Origin of the sequence: Aureimonas sp. SK2, assembly GCF_029813115.1 — a bacterium.
Taxonomy (GTDB): Bacteria; Pseudomonadota; Alphaproteobacteria; order Rhizobiales; family Rhizobiaceae; genus Aureimonas.
The window spans coordinates 244,544-263,373 of record NZ_JAPZDS010000005.1; the positions used below are offsets into that span (position 1 = coordinate 244,544).

At 70.2% G+C, this 18,830-nt stretch carries 17 protein-coding genes; 4 read left to right on the forward strand and 13 right to left on the reverse strand.

Annotated features, from left to right (window positions below):
* Window positions 1–2: 2 nt before the first annotated feature.
* Window positions 3–1,076: an acyltransferase gene (locus O5O54_RS08830; RefSeq protein ID WP_279480766.1), complete on the reverse strand. Its 1,074-nt coding sequence runs from the start codon at window positions 1,074–1,076 to the stop codon at window positions 3–5.
* A 346-nt stretch (window positions 1,077–1,422) separates the two neighbouring features.
* Window positions 1,423–2,544 (reverse strand): glycosyltransferase family 1 protein, encoded by a 1,122-nt coding sequence (locus O5O54_RS08835; RefSeq protein ID WP_279480767.1) that lies wholly within the window; start codon window positions 2,542–2,544, stop codon window positions 1,423–1,425.
* Window positions 2,545–2,690: 146 nt separating this feature from the next.
* Here O5O54_RS08835 and O5O54_RS08840 point away from each other — a divergent pair, with 146 nt between their 5' ends.
* Window positions 2,691–3,899, forward strand: coding sequence for a glycosyltransferase family 4 protein (locus O5O54_RS08840; RefSeq protein ID WP_279480768.1), 1,209 nt, complete (start codon window positions 2,691–2,693; stop codon window positions 3,897–3,899).
* Between the two features lie 36 nt (window positions 3,900–3,935).
* On the opposite strand, the gene O5O54_RS08845 is transcribed toward O5O54_RS08840, so the two are convergent.
* The gene (locus tag O5O54_RS08845; protein ID WP_279480769.1) at window positions 3,936–4,238 is read right to left on the reverse strand and encodes a hypothetical protein; all 303 of its coding nucleotides are present in this window, start codon (window positions 4,236–4,238) and stop codon (window positions 3,936–3,938) included.
* A gap of 82 nt (window positions 4,239–4,320) precedes the next feature.
* Window positions 4,321–5,667 (reverse strand): SGNH/GDSL hydrolase family protein, encoded by a 1,347-nt coding sequence (locus tag O5O54_RS08850; protein ID WP_279480770.1) that lies wholly within the window; start codon window positions 5,665–5,667, stop codon window positions 4,321–4,323.
* Window positions 5,668–5,748: 81 nt separating this feature from the next.
* Between O5O54_RS08850 and O5O54_RS08855 the strand changes: the two genes are divergently transcribed.
* Window positions 5,749–6,564: an N-acetylmuramic acid 6-phosphate etherase gene (locus O5O54_RS08855; protein ID WP_279480771.1), complete on the forward strand. Its 816-nt coding sequence runs from the start codon at window positions 5,749–5,751 to the stop codon at window positions 6,562–6,564.
* Between the two features lie 6 nt (window positions 6,565–6,570).
* Here the strand turns inward: O5O54_RS08855 and O5O54_RS08860 are convergent, their stop codons facing one another.
* Both O5O54_RS08860 and O5O54_RS08865 read right to left on the reverse strand, forming a co-directional pair.
* Window positions 6,571–7,839, reverse strand: coding sequence for a GNAT family N-acetyltransferase (locus O5O54_RS08860; protein WP_279480772.1), 1,269 nt, complete (start codon window positions 7,837–7,839; stop codon window positions 6,571–6,573).
* Between the two features lie 92 nt (window positions 7,840–7,931).
* Entirely contained in the window at window positions 7,932–8,480 is a 549-nt protein-coding gene (locus O5O54_RS08865) for a DUF924 domain-containing protein (protein ID WP_279480773.1), read from the reverse strand.
* Window positions 8,481–8,501: 21 nt separating this feature from the next.
* Between O5O54_RS08865 and O5O54_RS08870 the strand changes: the two genes are divergently transcribed.
* Window positions 8,502–8,798, forward strand: coding sequence for a sulfurtransferase TusA family protein (locus tag O5O54_RS08870; RefSeq protein WP_347814876.1), 297 nt, complete (start codon window positions 8,502–8,504; stop codon window positions 8,796–8,798).
* Here O5O54_RS08870 and O5O54_RS08875 read toward each other — a convergent pair.
* Window positions 8,795–9,925 carry a GTP-binding protein gene (locus tag O5O54_RS08875; RefSeq protein ID WP_279480774.1) on the reverse strand — a complete coding sequence of 377 codons (1,131 nt, stop codon included), beginning with the start codon at window positions 9,923–9,925 and terminating at the stop codon, window positions 8,795–8,797. The two genes, O5O54_RS08870 and O5O54_RS08875, sit on opposite strands and share 4 nt — an antisense overlap.
* Entirely contained in the window at window positions 9,922–11,124 is a 1,203-nt protein-coding gene (locus O5O54_RS08880; RefSeq protein ID WP_279480775.1) for a D-alanyl-D-alanine carboxypeptidase, read from the reverse strand. Before O5O54_RS08880 ends, O5O54_RS08875 begins: the two co-directional genes overlap by 4 nt.
* A gap of 134 nt (window positions 11,125–11,258) precedes the next feature.
* Here O5O54_RS08880 and O5O54_RS08885 point away from each other — a divergent pair, with 134 nt between their 5' ends.
* Window positions 11,259–12,425, forward strand: a complete 1,167-nt coding sequence (locus tag O5O54_RS08885; RefSeq protein WP_279480776.1) for a M20 family metallopeptidase — start codon at window positions 11,259–11,261, stop codon at window positions 12,423–12,425.
* Between the two features lie 18 nt (window positions 12,426–12,443).
* On the opposite strand, the gene O5O54_RS08890 is transcribed toward O5O54_RS08885, so the two are convergent.
* The 5 genes from O5O54_RS08890 to O5O54_RS08910 all read right to left on the reverse strand — a co-directional run bounded on the left by O5O54_RS08890 (window position 12,444) and on the right by O5O54_RS08910 (window position 18,621).
* Window positions 12,444–12,821, reverse strand: coding sequence for a helix-turn-helix transcriptional regulator (locus O5O54_RS08890; RefSeq protein ID WP_279480777.1), 378 nt, complete (start codon window positions 12,819–12,821; stop codon window positions 12,444–12,446).
* Window positions 12,822–12,978: 157 nt separating this feature from the next.
* Window positions 12,979–14,313, reverse strand: a complete 1,335-nt coding sequence (locus O5O54_RS08895; RefSeq protein ID WP_279480778.1) for an O-antigen ligase — start codon at window positions 14,311–14,313, stop codon at window positions 12,979–12,981.
* Between the two features lie 122 nt (window positions 14,314–14,435).
* Window positions 14,436–14,633 carry a hypothetical protein gene (locus O5O54_RS08900; RefSeq protein WP_279480779.1) on the reverse strand — a complete coding sequence of 66 codons (198 nt, stop codon included), beginning with the start codon at window positions 14,631–14,633 and terminating at the stop codon, window positions 14,436–14,438.
* Between the two features lie 72 nt (window positions 14,634–14,705).
* Entirely contained in the window at window positions 14,706–14,957 is a 252-nt protein-coding gene (locus O5O54_RS08905; RefSeq protein ID WP_279480780.1) for a hypothetical protein, read from the reverse strand.
* A gap of 181 nt (window positions 14,958–15,138) precedes the next feature.
* Window positions 15,139–18,621, reverse strand: a complete 3,483-nt coding sequence (locus O5O54_RS08910; protein ID WP_279480781.1) for an indolepyruvate ferredoxin oxidoreductase family protein — start codon at window positions 18,619–18,621, stop codon at window positions 15,139–15,141.
* Window positions 18,622–18,830: the final 209 nt, after the last annotated feature.

The following is an 18,830-nucleotide window of genomic DNA, read 5'->3' on the forward strand; positions in this document are numbered from 1 at the left end:
TCTCAGCGGCCGCGCAGGGCGAGCGGCAGCCGGCCGCCGTTCAGCCGCCGCCGGAACATCGCGTCGAGGCGGCGGCGGAGGCGGACCTCCACCAGTTCGAAGCTGACCGCCGAGGCCGCGACCGCGAGCACGCCCGCCACCGCGACGAAGGAGAACCAGGCCGCCCAGGGGTCGAGGCCCGCTCCGATCGCGTGGCGCGTCGGAAAGAGGGCGGCAAAGAACACGAAGGGGTGGACGAGATAGAGGCTGTAGCTGATCCGTCCGAGAAACATCAGCGGCCGCCGCGCGAGGAACCGCGCGAACCCGCCGCCGGGATGCAGCGCGAGGGCGAAGACCAGCGCTCCGAAGACGAGCCCCGCGAAGGGCGAGACGTATTCGCACACGAGATAGAAGGTCGTGAGGGCGAGGAGCCCCGCGGCCGCACCGCCGGCGCCGCCGATCGTCAGCCGGACCGGCGCCCAGGCGAAGGCCATGCCCAGCGCGAAGTAGGCGGCGCGGGGAAAGTGCCAGACGACCGCCGCCCCGATCGCCCCCGTCAGGACCGCGAGGGCGAGCGAGCGCATCCGGACCGCCGCGAGATAGGCGGCGGCGAACCACAGGTAGAAGGCCCACTCGTAGCTGAGCGTCCAGGCGTTCTGCTGCGCCTCCGGCGCGCCGACCAGGAGAGGGACGAAGAACAGGTTGGCCAGAAAGACGCGGACGTATTCGGCCGGCTCGATCCCCGCGAAGAACTTGTAGCCGACCAATGGCCCGGCGGTGAAAAGGACGAGATGCAGGATCGCGAAGAGCGGCACGATGCGCAGGAACCGGTCGTGGAAGAACCGCGGCAGGCTCGCATGGCGCACGAGGCTGGCGGGGATGAGGTAGCCGCTGAGGATGAAGAACAGCTCCACCCCGCGCCCGTTGCTGATCAGCCCGTCGTGCAGCCATCGCGGGAAGCCGGGAGGCGCGACGCCCGCGAGCAGCGGCATGGTGTAGAGATGGACGACGAGGACGCTGAGGGCGGCCAGGCCCCTCAGCCCCTGAATGGCCGGGACGAACTGCCCGTCGGCGGCCGCCGGTGATGGGAATGCCATGGGATCGCCCCCGCAGACGGGAGGGCGCGTCGCACGGCACGACCGCCTTCCTGTTCCGTTGACCGGACGCACCGCTAGCACGGCCGCGCGCCCACGGCGACACCGGCACGATTCCCGCGATTGGCGTTAACGTTAAACGGAGTTGAGGAAGGACGGCTTCCCGATCGAGGTCATATAAGGCGGATCGGTCCTCTCGATACGGTTCCGGCCGCGATGGCAACGACCACCTTTCCGACCGCCGCCACGGCCACCGACGGAACCGCCAGGGCGGCGTTTCCGCTGGCCGGTCATGCGACGGGGTCCGCCCTTGCGTAGGACAGCGGCCCCGACCCGGCCGCGCCTCGGCCTAGCGGCCCGCCTGGGCGGTCCGATGGGCTTCCTCGCGAAGGATTCGGGCACTCGCGCGCCAGTCGAAGGCCTTGAGGCGTCGTTCGGCGGCCTCGCTCTGCGCCAGCCCCTCGCGTCCCGCCCCGACGGCATGCGCCAGGACGCGCGCGATGTCGTCCGTGCGCTCGGGGTCGAAATAGCGGGCGGCGTCCGCACAGACCTCGCGGATCGGGGGAATGTCGGAGGCCAGGACCGGGCAGCCGTAGCTCATCGCCTCCAGGGGGGGGATGCCGAATCCTTCGTAGAGCGACGGGAACACCAGCGCCGTCGCATGGGCGTAGAGCGCGGCGATCTCGGCGTCCTCCAGGCGGCCGGCGGCCAGGGCGCCGGTCGGCAGGACGGCCGCCGCCTTGCCGAAGACGCCCGCGTTGGAACTGCCGACGATCACGAAGCGGCGGTCGTGGGCCTCGATCGCTGCAAAGGCCTCCAGCGCGCGCTGCAGGTTCTTGTGGGGCGCGTGCGAGCCGACGAAGAGCAGGAACCCGTCGTGCCGAAGGCCCAGCCGGTCGAGGATCTCGCGGTCGGGCGGCGTGCGTCCCAGATGGTCGGCGCCGTTGGGCACGACGCGGATGCGCTCGGGGTCGAGGCCGAGGACGCCCGACAGTTCGTCCCGCGAGAAGGCCGAGACCGTTCCCAGCCGCGAGCGCCGCGACAGGGCGAGACCGAGCCCCTGGTGAAGCGTGCGGTAGCGGAACGAGAACAGGCGCGGCATGCGGTAGACGATCGCGTCGTGGATCACCGTGAAGGACCGGGGATGGCGGACCGGCCCGCTGTTGGCGAGATTCAGAAGCACGCCGTCCGCCGCCATGCCCGGCAGGGAAAGCTGCTCCCAGAAGTGGCCCGTCCCTCGCCCGCCGGTGCGCAGCGCGATGTGGCGCCAGGGTCCGGCACGCTCGGTGCCCGGAGGCGCCAGCACCGTCCAACGATCGCCGCCGGCGCCCTCCTCTGCGAGGACGGCATCCAAGGCCGACACGAGTTCGCCGGCATACCGCTCCACGCCGGTCATCGTCTTGGAGAGAAACCGACCGTTGACGTAGAAGTTCACGCGTTTCCCATCCCGGCGCATGTCGCGCGATTCCATCGCGCGAATTCCTTGCCGACCGGGCCGTCCCGACCACGCACCCGTCAAGTCCTCAATTCGCCGGCTATACGGAAAGACCGCAGCCGGCGAAAGGACGTTCCCTGCATGCTCCCCCGTCCGACATGGACGGGAGAAGGCGATATGCTATGACATACGTGCTCCATGCGCCTGCCCGGCTGCCAGCACGGGCGCAGACAGACCGCAGGCTCGGAGACGAGTTGAAAATCCTTCATTTCGCGCAGAACGTCGCCGGCGGCATCTCCAGCTATTTCGACGAGATCGCCCAGCACCAGGTGGATCGCTACGGCGCGGGCAACGTGCGTTTCCTGATGCCGCGGCGCGACATCCGCAACCTGACCTGCGTCCCCCTCGAATGCGTCGAGCCCTTCGATCCGGTCGGGCGCGATCCCCTGTCCCTGTTGCGGCTCGCCCGCCTGGCCGTCCGCTATTCGGACGAATACCGGCCGGACGTCGTGCACCTCCATTCGACCTTCGCCGGCGCCGTCTACCGGCTGGCCCTGCCGTTCCTGAAGCACCGGCCGAAGGTGATCTACTGTCCGCACGGCTGGGCCTTCGCGCGCGAGCAGCCCTGGCTGGCCAGCTTCATCTACGCCCGGCTCGAAGCCCTGATGATGCGCATGACGGACGTGTGCATCAACATCTCGCAGAGCGAGGCGCGCCTGGCCGCCCAATACGGCGTGTCGCTCAATCGCGCGATCACGGTGCCCAACGGCATCTCGCGGCGGGGGGCCGCCGCGACCCCGAGCCCGGCAAGGCAGAACGGCACGATCGAACTCCTGTTTGTCGGCCGTCACGACCCACAGAAGGGCATCGACATCCTGCTGCATGCGATGTCGCTGGTCGCCAATCCGGCCGTGCGGCTGACGGTGGTCGGCGCGCCGGTCGTCTCCAACAAGCGCATCGACCTCTCAGCCGTCCCGCCCTCGGTGACCATGCTCGGCCCGGTGACGCGCGATATGGTGAGCGAGCTGATGCGGGCCTGCGATGCCATCGTCGTGCCCTCGCGCTGGGAGGGCTTCGGCCTCGTGGTGCTGGAGGCGATGCGCGTTGGCCGGCCGGTGATCGTCAGCCCCAACGGCGCCCTGCCCGATCTCGTGGAAGAAGGGCGCACCGGCATCGTGGCGCCCGAACTGACGCCCGAATGCCTCGCCGGCATCATCGACAGCCTGTCCCAGCCGGGCCTGGCGCGCATGGGCGAAGCCGCCGCGCGCCGCTTCCTGTACCTCTACACGTCCGACCGCATGAACGCCGACATCGACGCGATCTACGAGGGCCTGGTTCCCTCGCGCGTCCCGGCGGGAACGCGATGGGGACAGGCCGGCGCCATGGCCTGAGGCAGCGGCGCGACGACGGGGTCCCGCCCTTCGCGCCTACTGCGTCACCACCACGCTGGAACGGCTCGTCCGCGGCAGGATCGGCTCGCTGCGCTGGCTGCCGACCGCGCTGTCGCGCTGGCGCAGGAGAAGGCGGCGCCGGTCGTTGACGGAGGCGGCCGGGCCGTCGAGCCGCCGCTCGCCTTCGCGGCGGCGGGCGTTGTCGCGCTGCTCGATCAGCCGCTCCCGCAGCGACAGGTCGCGCCCGATCGCGGACTGCGCCGCGGCACCGGACGCCGCACCGTCGCCGGCCAGCATGGCAAGCGCGAGAATCAGCCCGGCGCCTCGTGTGATGGTCATATGGTGGATCTCCCTGCGGCGGCCTCGCGAAGCCAACCCTATCCTAGCACGCCGAGGCTCGACCGGGCCTCGCCTCCAGCGGTCAGGGCCGGCCGCTCGGCACCACCGACAGGGACGAGAACGAGACCGTCGCAAGGCCCGGCCCGGCAAAGGCGGCGCCGACGCGCGCCGCGAACCAGCCGCGCCGGCCGGGCGGAACGGTCAGGACCGGCGTGCGCAGCGCGAGGTCCCGAGCCTCTGAGGGTCCCGGCCCGCTGGCGCTCCAATAGTTGTCGAAGGCGTCGAGCGACCGTTCGTCCCGCTGGCTCTGGAGTTGGAGAAAGGGACCGGCAAGGCCCGTCGCGCCCTCCGCGACCTGCGCCGTGGCGAAGGCCTCGAAGGCCTGCCCTTCCGCTTCGCCGGACAGGTCGTTGCTCAAGGTGCAGATGCCCGGCCCCGACGCCGCCACCGCCATCGAGACCTGGCCGGGCGCCGGCCCCGCCGCGACCACGGCCCGGAGGCCCGGCGTGCAGGAGGCGGAAAAGGCGGCCGGTACGGTTCCCTGAACGCCCTCGGCGGCGATTCCGCCGGTGCCTTCGGCAAACGTGCCGTTGCGCGCGAGGTTCGAACCTCCGGCAGCCGGATCGACCGCCGGCACGGCGGTGATCAGCGGCGCCATCAGAGCCGCGAAGGCTTCGCCCGCGGCGACGCCGCCCAGCGTGTCGAGATGCGTGCCGTCGGTGGCGTAGCCCGGCCGGTAGCGGCCCGGCTCGCCCTCCTCCAGGACGGCGGCCGGCATGTCGAACACGACGACGTCCGGATGCTGCGCGGCATAGGTGCGCACCGCCGCGTTGTAGGCCTCGATGCTGGCGCGGATGGCGTCGTTTTCCCGCAGGCCCGCGGCACCCGGCTCCAGCACCAGGATCGGCCGCATGCCGCCGGCGCGCAACTGCTCGACTTTGGCCCGCACGCCGCCCGGCGGCCCGCCGGGATAGCCCTCGAAGAAGGACTGCGGTCCGCGCTGCGTCGCGTCGTTGACGACACCGAAGATCGCCACCCAGAGCGCGTCCGTCGCCAGCGCCTTTGCGACCGTCCAATCGGTCAGGAACTGGTCGGACCGGAAGCCGGCGACGGACGGATTGGCCGCCGTCCGCAGCCGCTGCCCGAGCCGCTGCGCCGCCGCGTTGCCGAAGAAGCGCGCGCTGGCGACCCGCTGCTCAGGATCGTCGAACTGGGCCGCAAGCCGGCTGTCGCCGAGATAGACGATCCGCCCGGGATCGCGCGGTGCCTCCGCCTCGACCGCGCCGAGCGGGGCTAGGAGGAGAAGCGCGGCGAGCGCGCCGCTCGGAAGGGCATGCCGGCCGGGCGGACGCGGCAGGCGGATGGCGCGCGGGATCTTCGAAGCGATGTCCATGGCGGCGGAGCTAGGGCGCGGGATGGCGAAACCCACGACCGCTCCTTTAGCGAACCCTTCGGCGTCCTCCGGCGTTTGGAGGATACGGCGGGGCAAGGGGGTCGGAGGCCCGGAAGGATGGACGACACGGAGCGAGCCGAAGACGCGTGGCGCGACCTGGAGGCGCAGCCGGCGGCGGCGATCCTCGACCTGCTGCTCGCCGGCCAGCGCCGGGCGCTCCAGGCCGTCGCCGACGCCCTGCCCGCGATCGAGCACGCGGCGGTCGAGGCCGCCGCGCGGCTCGGGACGGACGGGCGGCTGATCTATTGCGGCGCCGGCACGTCCGGGCGGATCGGCCTTCTCGACGCGGTGGAGCTCGGCCCGACCTTCGACTGGCCGGACGCGCGTCGCATGGTGATCCTGGCCGGCGGCGAGGCGAGCCTGATGCGCGCGCGCGAAGGGGCCGAGGACGACGAGGAGGCCGGACGGGCGGCGATGCAGGCGATCGGGCCGCGAACCGCCGATGTCTGCCTGGCCCTGGCCGCGAGCGGGCGCACGCCCTTCACGCGCGCGGCCGCGATGGCCGCACGCGAAGCCGGGGCACTGACCGTCGGCTTCGCCAACAATCCGGGGACCCCGCTCCTCGAGGCCTGCGAGCACGCCGTCCTTCTGCGGACGGGTCCGGAAGTTCTGGCCGGCTCGACGCGGCTCGGGGCAGGCACGGCCCAGAAGGCGGCCCTCAACCTCTTCTCGACACTCCTGATGATCCGTCTCGGCAAGGTGTTCCGGGGACGGATGGTCGACATGCGCCCGACCAATGCCAAGCTGCGTCGGCGCGCCCTGCGCATCGTGCGGGAGGTGACCGACTGCTCGGAGGCGCAGGCCGCCGCCGCCCTGGAAGCCCATGACGGCTCGATCCGCGAGGCGATCCTGGCGATCGAGGCGAAGCGCTGAGACGGCTCAGCCGAACGGGGGCCAGAGCCGGCGAAGGCGGGCGCGCCAGATGCGGCGGCGGTTGAGCCGGCGGCGCGCACCCTCGATCGCGGCCACCGCGTCGGCGACATGGTCGCCGCGCCGGTCGTCGAGCCCGATCACCAGCGTCCCGATGCCGAGCCGCCCGCGCCACAGGCGGCTCATCACCCGATGATCCGGAACGGTGCAGGAATCGACCGTCCGGATGTCGGGATCGGCCGCGAGCGCCTCCGTCGCCAGCGCCGCCACCAGGGCGCCGGGGCCGAAGCGGCGCAGCCGCTCGTCATAGGCGGTCTTCCAGGCGACGGCATGGCCTTGCGAATGGAGAACCACGAGGCTCGCGGCGACCTCGCCCCCGACCCGCAGAGTAAAGATCCGCGCCATGCCGCGCTCGGCCAGTCCGTTGACCGCCTCGCGCGCGAAGGCGGCGCGGTGCCGGTCGATCAGGAGCGCGCTGCGCTGGCGGCCCTTCCAGCCGGACGCCTCGAGATGCAGGAAGTCCTCCAGCGCGGCGCGCACGTCGTCGGGCCGGCTCGCGCCGTCGAAGGCGACCGCCCCGACCGTGCCCAACTGCCGCAGGCGCCGAAGGTGGTCGCGGTGGCCCTTGGCGCCCAGCCCATGCCGAAGGACGTCGGTGGCATCCCGCGCACCGACGTCGAGGCAGGCGCGGCTCCAGCGATCGGCCCAGGCGAAGGGCATCGCGGCCTCGCCGGCCGCCTGGATAAAGGTCCTGGCGAGCTTTCCGTCCACCGGCAGGTCCGGCAGCACCAAGAGCGGCGGCAGGGCATGTTCGGGCGCGCGAAGCGCGTCGAGCAGGCTGCGCGCGGTGCCGACCGGGTCGTCGCGGTCGAGCGGCAGGGAGCCGAGCGGGCCGAACGGGTGGGTCCACGCGCGAACCGCGTCGCGGCCGGAGGGCCGCTGCAGGCGCTCCACGGAGAACGGCATGAGAAAGCGCAGGCGGCTGCGGCCCTCGCCCTCGTCGCGGGCCACCATCAGGCGGACGCTGCGCTCGTCGAGGCGGGGCATGGCGGGCGCCAGGAACCGCGGCGTGAAGAAGACGTTCGGCTCCAGCGCCCGGCCACCCAGATGCTCCAGCTCGTCCACGAGGCCGAACACGGCATGGGGGTCGTAGATGTCCACGCGGCGCACATCGCCCGTGCCCGCGAAGGCATCGAGCGGCGGCGCCTCGACATGGGCCGGGGGCGCATGGGCAAGATCCGCCCACTCGTCCGCCTTCTTCAGCGTCAGGTTCGCCACGATCCTCGCCTTGGATACCGCGCGGACCCGCCGGCCCGCCTGATTCCTGCAGAGGATAGGCGATGTCGCTTAAAGGTTTGTGTGCGGCGCGATCAGCCGGCGAAGCCGCCGCCCTCGAGGAAGGCCTTCTCCTCCGGCGTGGTCTCGCGGCCGAGAACGGGGTTGCGATGGGGAAACCGGCCGAATCGCTGGACGATGTCGCGGTGGTCGATCGCGTAAGGGACGTTGTCCTCGCCGATCTTCTCCATCCAGCGCACGCACTCTTCCTGGTCGGCGAGGTCCTCCGAGTGCATCAGCGGCATGGCGAAGAACTGGTTCACGTCGTCGCCGACATGCCACTGATCGCCCCGCTCCAGCGCCGCCTTGGCGACGGCGAGCGCCTTCTCGTCCGTAGCGAAGGCCTCGGGCGTCCCACGGAACATGTTGCGCGGAAACTGGTCGAGCAGGATCACCAGCGCCAGCGCCCCGTTCGGCTCCTCGGCCCAATGGTCGAACTCCCCTTGCGCGGCCCGCTCGTAGACGTCGCCGAACCGCTGGGTAATGGTCTCGTCCAGTTCGTCGTCCTTGACGAACCACCGCTCCGGGCCGAGATCGCGCCAGAAATCGACGATGGTCTGCGGATCGATCGAGTAGTCGCTCATGAAACCGTTCGACAGTTGGGGATGAAGGTGACCGAGCCGGTAGATAGGACGTCGGAAGCGGACTCGGAAGGGCGGCACGCGGGCGATCGCCTCGATCTGCGCGGCCTGAAATGCCCCTTGCCCGCCATCAGGACGGAAAGGGCCTTGGCGCGCCTGGCCGCCGGACACGAGCTGACCGTTCTGGCCGACGATCCGCTCGCGCGGCTGGACATCGCCCATCTCTGCCGCGCGGGCGGCCATGCGCTCCTGTCGGTAGAGGCGGTGGAGACCGGCGGCTGGGCTTTCAGCCTTCGCCGGGGGGACGTCGCGGAGCGCTAGAAGCCGCGCGACGACAGGCTCAACGGATTGTCGACCAAGGCCGCGCGGTCGGGCGCGTCGATCCGAGGGGCGCGGGCGAAGGCGGCGAAGAGGTCGCGCACCACCCGCTCGTCCAGCCCCTCGCCGATCAGCACGAAGGCGGTGCGCGGCCCTTCGCCCTCCGGCCATGCGGGGAGGCGCACGGGCGGGTGGAGATAGGTGCGCACCCCATGCAGCACCAAGGGTCGGTTCGGCTCCTCCTGCGTCCAGACCACGGCCTTGAGGCGCAGGAGCCCCGCGCCGAAGCGCATCAGGAGAAGGTCCAGGAAGCCTTCCGCGTCGGCGCGCGACATCGGCGCGTCGTGCTCGAGCGACAGGGAACGGATCGCCCCATGGACACCGTGATCGCCGCCGTGGGAATGGTCGTGGCCGCAATGCGGGTCGTCGCAGGCCGCGTGGTCGTGGTGGTCGGCCCGAGCCTCGCCCAGCCAGCGCGCGATGTCGGCGCGGCGGGTGGCGGGATCGACGAGGCCGCAGCCGAAGAGCTCGGCCGGCCCGGCCTCGGCCACGACGGCCAGCGGCGCGCGGGCGTTGAGGTGGCGCAGCGCATGGACGAGCTCGGCCGTATCGGGTTGGAGGTCCGTCTTGGTGAGGACGAGACGATCGGCGGCGGCCGCCTGCCGCCGCGCCTCGGACCGTTCCCGCAACGAGACGAGGCCGCTCTGCGCGTCGACCAGCGTGACGACGCCGTCCAGCGCGAAATGCTGGACCAGCACGGGATGGCCCATCAGCGAGGCGAGGATCGGGGTCGGGTCGGCAAGGCCGGTGGTCTCGATCACGACCCGGCGCATGGGCGCGAGGCGGCCCGTCTGGACGCGGTCCACGAGGTCGGCGAGCGTGTCCACGAGATCGCCGCGAACGGTGCAGCAGATGCAGCCGTCCGACAATTCGACGATGCCCTCGCCAGAGCTTTCCACCAGGAGATGATCGAGCCCGACCGCGCCGAACTCGTTGACGATCACCACCGTGCCCTCCAGCGCGGGTTCGCGCAGGAGGCGGTTGAGAAGCGTTGTCTTGCCGCTGCCGAGGAACCCGGTCAGCACGGTGACGGGAACCGGTCCGGGCAGGCCGGCCGAACGGGCCGTCATTGGGCGGCGGCGGCTGTGTTGGTCGGGGTCGCCGGATGTTCGGTGTCCTCGCCCGCGCCCACGGGCAATTCGCCCTCATAGCCCGGCTCGCCGGGACGGGCCGGCCGCCAGGTCGGCACCGGAATGCCGTAGGCCGCGATCAGCCTGGTACCGGGCTCGACGCCCGGCGCGCCCGCCGCCCCGCCGAGGTCCACGGGGACCGCCACCGCCTCGCGCGCGAGGTCGGTCATGTAGGGCGAGCCGAACGTGTCCTCGCGCTTCTCCTCTTCCTGCCGCTCGTTGGCGCGGGCCGTGCGGCCCTTGGGCGAGCAGATGGCCTCGCTGATGTCGGCCGGCGGACCGCTCGAGACGGGCAGGTCGGCCACCGTGTCCCGGATCGAGCGCGGATTGGTGTTGAAGCCGTTCTCCAGGATCTCGGCGGCGGTGCGCTCGCGCACGATCGGCCCGTCCGCCCCCAGCACCACGGCCACCAGCGTGCGGTTGTCGCGCGTGGCCGAGGCGACGAGATTGAAGCCGGAGGCGCAGATATAGCCCGTCTTCATGCCGTCGGCGCCCTCGTAGCGCCCGAGAAGGCCGTTGTGGTTCTTCATGGTGCCCTTGCCGACGGCGATCGCCTCCGTCGAGAAGTAGTCGCTGAACTCGGGGAACTCCTTGCGCAGCGCGACGCCGAGGATCGCGAGATCCTTGGCGCTGGAATACTGGCCGGGCGCCGGCAGACCGTTGGCGTTGACGAAATGGGTGTCCTTCATGCCGAGCGCCTCGGCCTCGGCGTTCATCCGGGCGACGAAGGTCTCGAGCGAACCCTGCCCGAGCGCTTGGGCAATGGCATGGGCGACGTCGTTGGCCGACTTCACCATCATCATGCGCAGCGCCATGTCGAGGCGCATCACCGAGCCGGGCGGATAGGCCATCTTGGACGGCGGCTCGGCGGCGGCCGCGCGCGTCATGACGACGGGCGTGTCGAGGGCCGCTTCCTCCGTGCGGAGCGCCTTGAGCGCGACATAGGCCGTCATGAGCTTGGTCGTGGAGGCGGGATACCAGCGCTGGGTGCTGTTGTTCTCCGACAGGACCTTGCCGGTCGCCACGTCCACCACGATCGTGTTCACGGCGAACGCGGGGCTTGCCGCGACGCCCGCGCCGGCGAGGATCAGGAGCGCGGACAGCGCTGGGATCGACGGAAACCGACGTTGAACTGTCATGGGACCCTTCTCGCGGATGCGCGAAGACGCTTTGCGTTCTCTTCGCACCTGCATTCATATCATGCCAAGGTGATTCCAGCGTCCCTTGAATCAGGCGATTTTCGCCTTTTGATGGCGCCGACCGGATGAATTCGATGCTTCTCGTTCCCGACATCGCGGCCCGCGCCGCCGACATCGCCGACTGGCGCCGCACGCTGCATGCGATGCCGGAGATCCTCTACGATCTGCCCGACACGGCCGCCTTCGTGGCGGACAAGCTCAGGGGCTTCGGCTGCGACGAGGTGGTCACGGAAATCGGCCGCACGGGGGTCGTCGGCATCGTGGAAGGGCGCGGGGGGTCGGGCGGGCGCACGATCGGCCTTCGCGCCGACATGGACGCGCTGCCGATCGCGGAGGAAACCGGCCGCCCCTACGCCTCGCGGCGGCCCGGCGCCATGCATGCCTGCGGCCACGACGGGCACATGGCGATGCTGCTCGGCGCCGCCCGGCACCTGGCCGAGACGCGCGCCTTTCGCGGCCGCGTCGCCCTCGTGTTCCAGCCTGCCGAGGAAGGCGGCGCCGGCGCGCTGGCGATGATCGAGGACGGGCTGATGGAGCGCTTCGGCATCGAGGCGGTCTACGGAATGCACAACCTGCCCGGTCTGCCCGTCGGACGCATGGCGATGCGGCCGGGGCCGATCATGGCCGCGACCGACGAGTTCGAGGTGACGATCCGCGGCCGGGCAAGCCATGCCGCCCTGCCCCACGAAGGCTCCGATCCGATCTTGGCTGGCGCGGCACTGGTCCAGGCCCTGCAGCAGATCCCCGCGCGCAACGTCGATCCCCTGGATTCGCTGGTCCTGTCGGTGACGAAGTTCCACTCGGGCTTCGCGCGCAACATCATCCCGGACGAGGCGCAGATTTCCGGCACCGTGCGCTCGCTGACGACGGCCAGCCGCGACCTTGCGCAGCGACGCATCGGCGCGATCTCGGACGCCATTGCCGCGGCCCATGGAGCCGGGGCGAGCGTCGCCTACAAGCGCAACTATCCCGTGACGGTGAACGACGCGCGCGAGGCAGCCTTCTGTGCGTCGGTGGCAGCGGAGGTCTGCGGAGAGGCGGGCGTCGATGCCAACGCGCCGCCGCTGATGGCGGCGGAGGACTTCTCGTTCATGCTGGAAGCGCGTCCGGGCGCCTTCGTGTTTCTGGGCAACGGCAGCACCGCCGGCCTTCACAACCCGAACTACGATTTCGACGACGCGGCGATTCCCTTCGGCGCGTCCTACTGGGTCCGGCTGACGGAACGCGCGCTGAAAGCCTGAGGGCGGCGAGGCCGCCGCCTAGCGGCCGCTGTCGGGCGCCAGCGCGTCGATCAGGAGGCGCAGGCGATGGCGCACTTCGCCGTCGGGAATGCGGCCGAGCGCGAGCGACGACTGGATGACCTCGGGGTTGGAGACGGCGGCGTCGTCAACCTCGCCCTGCGGCGTCAGACCCTCGAAGAAGAAGGTCGGGCTCACTTCGAAAAGCTGCGAGATCCGGTACAGCGTCGCGGCACTGATGCGATTGCTGCCGGTCTCGTATTTCTGAATCTGCTGATAGGTCACGCCGATCTGCCGGCCGAGCTCTTCCAAGGAGAGCCGCCGTGACGTCCGAACCAGGCGCAGCCGCGCTCCGACATGGACGTCGATAGGATCTCGCTCGTTCTTGATACCCGTCACCAATGCGCACCTGTCGCTGGATGGACAACGGATATGTCCATCAGGAACTTAACCTCACGTTACGAGCACTAGAGACTAGCCGACCAACAATCAACACCGATGCGTACCATTATCGCGCAAACCAATACGACGTGATTCCGATAGCCGCAGCGACCGATCAGCGACTGGACGCGGCTCGCGCGGCCAGAAGCCGGAGCCCCACGACCGCCATCCACGTCGTCATCCAGACGGGATTGCCGCGGATGAAGAGGTAGGATTCCAGGAACGAGTTCAGGAGGGTGAAGGCGAGAACCATCAGGAAGAAGTCGGCGAGCCGTGTCGCGGCCGGCGCGTCGGATCCGACCGTCACGAAATCTCGCAAGGGCAGCCACACCAGCACCAGGACACCGAGCGCCAGCCCCGGCCAGCCGAGCGCGATCGCAAGGTCGAGATAGCCGTTGTGGGCGTTCACGATGCCGCGCGGATCCCAGCTCGATCCGAAGGGCGGTTCGGCCTGCATCACGACGGGCGTCGACCAGAAGGCCTCGAACCCTGTCCCGGTCCAGGCTTGGGGACCGAGCGCCTGGATGGCGAACCGCCAGAGATCGAGCCGGCCCGTATAGGTCGTGCCCGGTAGGGCCCATTGCAGGAGGTCGTAGAGGAGTGGCGACAGCACCGTCCCCAACGTCATCAGGCCAGCGCCGACCAAAGCCAGCGCGAGCACCACCGCCGGCAACCGTCGCCCCCCGAAGATACGCCCGCCGAAGACCAGGAGAGCCACGAGCGGCATGAGGCCGGCCGTCGTCTTCGAGCCCGTCTTGACGATGAAGATCAGCGACAGGAGCGCGACGGCAGCGCCGGTGACCCATTGGCCGCTGCGCATGAGATAGAGCCCGGCGAAACACAGGACGGCCATCACCGGTCCGGCGACGTTCTTGTGGGTGAAGATGCCTCGCCAAAGTCCGATGTTCTGCGGCTCCAGGCCCTCGTTGTGGATGGCCGCCGAGGGTAGAAGGACGACGCCGCCGTAGCACATCGCCAGAACAACGACGGCCGTCACGGTCAGGGCGAAGCGGAAGCCTCGCTCGTCCGGCGCCAGGCACAGCGCGGCGGTCATCGCCAGCATGGCCGCCAGCGAGAAGACGACGGCCCGCAGCGAGACGTCGGGCCAGATCGACTGCGCCGACGACAGGAGAAGCACCACGACCATCAGCAGCCAGGCCGGCCGCAGGAGCGCCCCGACCACCGCGCGCGGTGTCACGCTCGCATGGACCAGGAGGGCGAAGACCGCGAGCCCGCCGTAGCCGAGCTGGTTCACGACGTTGCCGGTTCCCGCGGGGCCGGGAAAGGACGATTGGTACGGCTCGAAGGTGACGAGAAGAAGCGTCAGCACCAGGGCCGACAGGACCGCCCGCAACGCGCGCGCCTCGTCGGCCCCGAGAATGCCTTGCGGCATGTCGGCCGGGGCCGGAGCGAAGGAGCCGGGCGACAAGGAGGGGGCGGCGTGGCGCATCGGAGCCCATCATGGGCGCCTAGGCTGAACGGCAGGTTAAGGTGCCTCGCCGAACGGAACGGCGGGTCTTTCGCCGGCAGCGATGCGGAGCGGCCCGGTTCGCAGGTCCGCCCGCCCTCGCGTCAGCCGCGCTCGATGTCGCCTGGCAATCCCGGATTGCTCTCTTCCGGATCCGGCTCGACGGGAACGGGGTCGTCCGAGGGCTCCCGGATCTCGTCCGGTTCGGCCAGCGGCTCGGGCGGGTCTCCCATCGGAACGGGTCCGTCGGGCGGAGCGGGATCGCGTCCCGGCTCGAGCGGCAGGTCTTCGATCTGCGACATGGGGCGCCTCCATCCTGATCCAGGGTAAAGACGCGCCCCCGCCGATCCGTTCCCGGCTTGCGACCGGATCGGTCAGTTCTGGGACTTCGCGTCCGCCTCGTCTTCCTCCTCCTCCTCGCCGAAGGGGAAGGATTCAACCATCTGCTCGACGTCCTCGTAGATCTCGTCAAGGAATTCCATGGCGCCGTCGGCGTCCTCGCTTCCCTGCGTCACCAGCATGGCGAGCTGGATCTTCAGGACATTGGAGACGTCGTCGAGTTCCATGCCCTGAAACAGGGTCGAGATCTTCTCGGAGATTTCGTCGATCTGGGCGTCGGTGAGCATGCTGCGGTCTCCTGTTGGCCAGGGGTTAGACGAGGGCGGACGCCTCATGGTTCCCCGATCGCGGCAAGGCGGCGCCCGCCGCCCTGCCGTGATCGCGCGTCGTCGCGCCTCCGCCCTTAGCACGGAACGATGACGGGTGAAGCGCATGCCGCAAGGCAGCGCTCCGCTTTTGCACCCCTCGCTATTCCGCCGGCGTGCGGGCCGCCGGGCGCTCGGCCACGGCCGCGCCGCTCTCCATCAGGCCCAGGAGTTCCGCGCGACGGCGCCCGGCCCGGTCCATGGCCTCGTGCTTGACGGGGCCGAAGCCGCGAATTCCGGCCGGCAGCGACAGGAGCTCCACCGCCACGTCGCGGTCGGCGGACGCGGCGCGCGAGAACAGCGTCCGGCAGTCGGCCTCGTACTGCGCGATCAGGCCCCGTTCCGCCACCCGCTCGGCCGTGCGGGCGAACGGGTCGAAAGGCGTGCCGCGCAGCACCCGCAGCCGGGCAAGGACGCGCAGGACCGGCAGGATCCAGGGGCCGAAGGCACGCTTCTTCGGGCGCCCGTTGGCGTCACGGCCGCTCAGGAAGGGCGGCGCGAAATAGAACACCCGCCGGCGCACGCCCTCGAACTCCTCGCCCAGCATCCGGTCGAAGGCCGGATCGGTATGGAGTCGCGCCACTTCGTACTCGTCCTTGATGGCGAGCAGCTTGGCGTAGTTTTCGGCCACCGCCCGCTCGATGCGCCCATGCGCGCGCGCCTTCGCATCGGCCTGGCCGGCACGCTCGACGAGGGCGCGGTAGCGCGCGGCGAGGCGCGCGTCCTGATAGGCTTCCAGGAAGGCGGACCGGCGCTCCACGAGTTCGTCGGTCGACAGGTCCGCGAGCGCGGCCGTCTCGCGGCGCGGCGCGACCAGTCCGGCCATGGCCTCCGGCCGCGCCGCGGCGAAGCGGCCCCAGGCGAGCGCATCGAGATTGGCCTTCACCGCCACGCCGTTGATCTCGATCGCACGGGTGAGGCTTGCGAGCGTGACGGGGATCAGCCCCTTCTGCCAGGCGAAACCCAGCATCATGACGTTGGTGGCGATCGCATCGCCGCTCACCGTCTCGGCGATCTCGGTGAAGTTCAGGAAGTCCGACCCCTCCCCGACCGACCGGCGGATCGCGCCGGCGACGAGCGTGCGCCGGAAGTTGAAGTCCGGATCGCGCACGAACTGGGCGACCGGCGTCAGGTGCGTGTTGACCACGGCGCGGGTGCGCTCCGGCGTCAGCAGCCCCGCCGCGTCCTTGGAGGTCGCCACCACGTCGTCGGCGGCGATCAGGACATCGGCCGCCCCCGAAACGATGCGCGGGCAAATCACGTCCTCGGCCCGGCGTCCGATGCGCACATGGCTGAGGACCGCGCCGCCCTTCTGCGCGAGGCCCGCCATGTCGAGCAGCATCGGCGCGTTGCCGTCGAGATGGGCGGCCATGCCGAGCACCGCGCCGATCGTCAGGACGCCCGTGCCGCCGACGCCCGTGATCGCGATGTTGCAGGGCTCGGCGAGGCTCGGCAGGGCCGGCTCCTCGATCCCCGCGAGATCGGGCGCGGCCTGCGCGGCGCGCATCTTCGGCCGCGCGCCCTCCAGCGTCACGAAGGAGGGGCAGAAGCCCTTGAGGCAGGACGTGTCCTTGTTGCAGCTGGACTGGTTGATGTGGCGTTTGCGACCCCACTCGGTTTCCAGCGGCTCGACCGACAGGCAGTTGGACTGGACGGAGCAGTCGCCGCAGCCTTCGCAGACGGCGGGGTTGATAGCGATCCGCATGTCGGGGTCGGGCAGGAGGCCGCGCTTGCGGCGGCGGCGCTTCTCGGCCGCGCAGGTCTGGTCGTAGACGATGGCCGAGACGCCCGGCATTTCGCGCAGGGCCAGCATGGCGGCTTCCACGTCGTCGCGATGGTGGATCTCAGTCCCCGGCCCGAGCTGCGAGGCGTGGTAGCGCTCGGGAAACTCGGACACGAGCCAGATCGGCGAGACGCCCTCGCGATGAAGCTGGTGCGTGATCTTGGCCGGATCGAGCGGTCCGTCGACCGTCTGGCCGCCCGTCATGGCGACGGCGTCGTTGTAGAGGATCTTGTAGGTCGCATTCACCCCGGCCGCCACCGCCTGGCGGATCGCGAGCTGGCCGGAGTGGAAGTAGGTGCCGTCGCCGAGATTGACGAAGACATGGCGCTCGTCCGTGAAGGGTGCAGCCCCCACCCAGGCGACGCCCTCGCCGCCCATCTGGCTGAACGTGTCGGTGCGCCGTCCCATCCAGGTGACCATGAAATGGCAGCCGATGCCCGCCATTCCGCGCGATCCCTCCGGCACCTTGGTGGAGGAATTGTGCGGGCAGCCCGAACAGTAGAAGGGCGTGCGGGCCAGAGGCGGCTCGATGGCGCCGGACGCCTCCCCCCTCTGCCGGAAATGGCGCACGCGCGCTTCGATGAAGGAGCGATGCGTCTCGTCGAGATGGCTCATGGCGAGGATGCGCTCGCCGATCACGACGGCCGCCGTCGCGACCGTCAATTCCTTCGCCAGCGACAGGACGGGACGGTCGAGATGGTCGAACTTGCCGATGATGCGCGGTCGCACGTCGGCGCGCCAGTTGAAGAGCTGCTGCTTGATCTGGTTCTCGATGATCTCGCGCCGCTCCTCGACGACGAGAATCTCTTCCAGCCCGACGGAGAACTCGCGCACGCCCTCCGGCTCCAGCGGCCAGGGCATGCCGACCTTGTAGAGCCGGAGGCCCGCACGGTGCGCCGTGTCCTCGTCGACGCCAAGCTCGCGCAGCGCCTGGCGCACGTCCTCGTAGGCCTTGCCGGACGCGATGATGCCGAGCCGGGCATTCTTGGAATCCAGCGTCACCCGGTCGACCCGGTTGGCCCGCGCGAAGGCGATCGCGGCATAGGCCTTGTAGGTCTGGAGGCGGTTGTCCTGGCTCCAGCGGTCGTCGGGGACGCGCAGGTTCAGGCCGCCCGGCGGCAGCTCGAAGTCCTGAGGGATGACGAAGCGCCGGTTCTCGCCGGACAGGTCCACCGAGGCCGTGGTCTCGACCGTGTCGGCGATGACCTTCATGCCGACCCAGCAGCCGGAATAGCGGGACATGGCGATGCCGAGCAGGCCGAACTCGACGAATTCGTGGATCGAGGACGGATTGAGCATCGGCATGACCGCGGCCATGAAAGCGTGGTCGGACTGGTGCGGCACGGTGGAGGACTTGGCGCCGTGATCGTCGCCGGCGATCGTGAGGACGCCTCCGAAGGTCGAGGAGCCGGCAGCGTTGGCGTGCTTGAACACGTCACCCGACCGGTCGACGCCCGGACCCTTGCCGTACCAGATGCCGACGACGCCCTGCTTTCGGGCACCCGGCGAGAGGCCGACCTGCTGCGAACCCCAGACGGCGGTGGCCGCCAGATCCTCGTTAATACCTGGCTGGAAGTGGACGCCCTCCTTCAGCAGCAGGTCGCGATTGGCCTGGAGCTGCTGGTCGTAGGCGCCGAGCGGCGAGCCGCGATAGCCGGATATGAAGGCGCCGGTGTCGAGCCCCGCCTCGCGATCCCGCCGCATCTGGACGAGGGGCAGGCGCACCAGCGCCTGCGTCCCGTTCATGAAGACGCGCCCGTCCGTTGCCGTGTATTTCCGGTCCAATTCGCTCGCGCGCGCCATGGGATCCTCCCGATCGGTCTCATTCCCGGCGGATTGAACCGCTCATTGGGAATCAGACTTAAGGCGTGTGCATTGCGATCGCACGCTGCGATGCGGGATGAGAGGATCGCGATCGTATGTTGGCGCAGGTTTCCCAACGGACCACACACCCCATTCAACACCACAACCCGCCCGGGCTTGCGCCGCGGGCGGGTTGTGGTGTTGTGAGT